The sequence below is a fragment of the Streptomonospora sp. PA3 genome (assembly GCF_009728995.1).
In the GTDB taxonomy this organism is placed as follows: Bacteria; Actinomycetota; Actinomycetes; order Streptosporangiales; family Streptosporangiaceae; genus Streptomonospora.
Genome location: NZ_VTZW01000001.1, coordinates 1,795 through 4,269, shown reverse-complemented (window position 1 = coordinate 4,269; position 2,475 = coordinate 1,795). Strand labels below are relative to the sequence as shown.

The following is a 2,475-nucleotide window of genomic DNA, read 5'->3' as shown; positions in this document are numbered from 1 at the left end:
GGCTGTGTCATTCTGAAAATGGCACGGAGGTTGACACTCACAGTAAGTGTGGACATACGTTTCTCATTTGCGCTATGCTGCTGCCTTGCGCTGCCTCTCGATGCCCCGCAGGTCGCCGGGGCGCTTGGTGTGCGCGCAGTCCACTTCCGTCCGTGCCTTCCGGAAGGACCCCTGTTGGCAGCCTCGCTCAACGCCTCCACTGAAACCGCCGGCCCCGGTCGCGTCTCCTTCGCGCGTATCAGAGAGCCGCTCGAAGTTCCCGACCTTCTCGCCCTGCAGACCGAGTCGTTCGACTGGCTGCTGGGTAACGAGAAGTGGAGTACCCGAGTCGAGGCGGCTCGTAACGCCGGCCGCAAGGACGTTCCGGAGCAGTCCGGTCTCGAAGAGATCTTCGAGGAGATCAGTCCCATCGAGGACTTCTCCGGCACGATGTCGCTGTCGTTTCGCGACCACCGGTTCGAGCCGCCCAAGTACTCCGAAGAGGAGTGCAAGGACAAGGACATGACCTACTCCGCCCCGATGTTCGTCACGGCGGAGTTCATCAACAACGACACCGGTGAGATCAAGAGCCAGACGGTGTTCATGGGCGACTTCCCGCTCATGACGGCCAAGGGCACGTTCATCATCAACGGCACCGAGCGCGTGGTGGTCTCCCAGCTCGTGCGCTCGCCGGGTGTCTATTTCGACCGGCAGGTCGACAAGACCTCCGACAAGGACCTCTTCGGCTGCAAGGTGATCCCCTCGCGGGGGGCGTGGCTGGAGTTCGAGGTCGACAAGCGCGATTTCGTCGGGGTGCGCATCGACCGCAAGCGCAAGCAGGGTGTGACCGTGCTGCTCAAGGCGCTGGGGTGGAGCACCGATCAGATCCTGGAGCGGTTCGGGGCCTATGAGTCGATCCGCAACACGCTGGAGAAGGATCCGACCGCGGGCACCGACGACGCGCTGCTGGACATCTACCGCAAGCTGCGTCCGGGTGAGCCGCCCACGAAGGAGTCGGCGCAGGCGCTGCTGGAGAACCTGTATTTCAATCCCAAGCGCTATGACCTGGCCAAGGTGGGCCGGTACAAGATCAATAAGAAGCTGGGGCTGGAGACGGAGTTCACGCAGGGGACGCTGACCGAAGAGGACATCGTCGCCACGATCGATTACCTGGTGCGCCTGCACGCCGGCGAAGAGGCGGCGCAGGGCGCCGCCGGCGAGATCATCGTCGAGACCGACGACATCGACCACTTCGGCAACCGCCGCGTGCGCACCGTCGGCGAGCTGATCCAGAACCAGGTCCGGCTGGGCCTGGCCCGGATGGAGCGGGTGGTCCGCGAGCGGATGACCACCCAGGACGTCGAGGCGATCACGCCGCAGACCCTGATCAACATCCGGCCGGTCGTGGCCTCCATCAAGGAGTTCTTCGGCACGTCGCAGTCCTCGCAGTTCATGGACCAGACCAACCCGCTGGCGGGGCTGACCAACAAGCGCCGCCTCTCGGCGCTGGGTCCGGGCGGCCTCTCCCGCGAGCGCGCGGGCTTCGAGGTCCGCGACGTCCACCCCTCCCACTACGGCCGCATGTGCCCGATCGAGACCCCCGAGGGCCCCAACATCGGCCTCATCGGATCGCTGGCCGCCTACGGGCGGGTCAACGCGTTCGGGTTCGTCGAGACTCCCTACCGCAAGGTCGTCGACGGTCGTATCACCGACCAGGTCGACTATCTGACCGCGGACGAGGAGGACCGGTTCGTCATCGCCCAGGCCAATACGCCGATGGACCCGGACGGGTCCTTCGCGGAGGACCGGGTGCTGGTTCGGCGCAAGGGCGGGGAGTTCGAGGCGGTCTCCACCGACGAGGTGGAGTACATGGACGTCTCGCCGCGCCAGATGGTCTCGGTGGCCACGGCCATGATCCCGTTCCTGGAGCACGACGACGCCAACCGGGCGCTGATGGGCTCCAACATGCAGCGCCAGGCGGTGCCGCTGCTGCGCGCGGAGTCGCCGCTGGTGGGCACCGGCATGGAGTACCGGGCCGCCACCGACGCCGGCGAGGTCGTGCTGGCCGACAAGGCCGGGGTGGTCGAGGACGTCACGGCCGACTACGTCACCGTGATGGCCGACGACGGCACCCGCACCACCTACCGGCTGGGCAAGTTCCGCCGCAGCAACCAGGGCACCTGCTTCAACCAGCGCCCGATCGTCGAGGAGGGCCGGCGGGTGGAGGCCGCCCAGGTGCTGGCCGACGGGCCCTCCACCGACCAGGGCGAGATGTCGCTGGGCAAGAACCTGCTGGTGGCCTACATGTCCTGGGAGGGCCACAACTACGAGGACGCCATCGTGCTGTCCCAGCGCCTGGTCCAAGACGACGTGCTCTCCTCGATCCACATCGAGGAGCACGAGGTCGATGCGCGCGACACCAAGCTGGGGCCCGAGGAGATCACCCGGGAGATCCCCAACGTCAGCGAGGAGGTGCTGGCCGATCTGGACGATCGC

General features: G+C 66.3%; 1 protein-coding gene. It reads left to right on the top strand.

Annotated elements, in window-relative coordinates; all coding sequences use genetic code 11:
- Nucleotides 1-174: 174 nt before the first annotated feature.
- Nucleotides 175-2,475 (top strand): DNA-directed RNA polymerase subunit beta (rpoB, locus tag FZ103_RS00010; protein ID WP_155997908.1); only part of this gene is annotated, 2,301 nt, incomplete at its 3' end.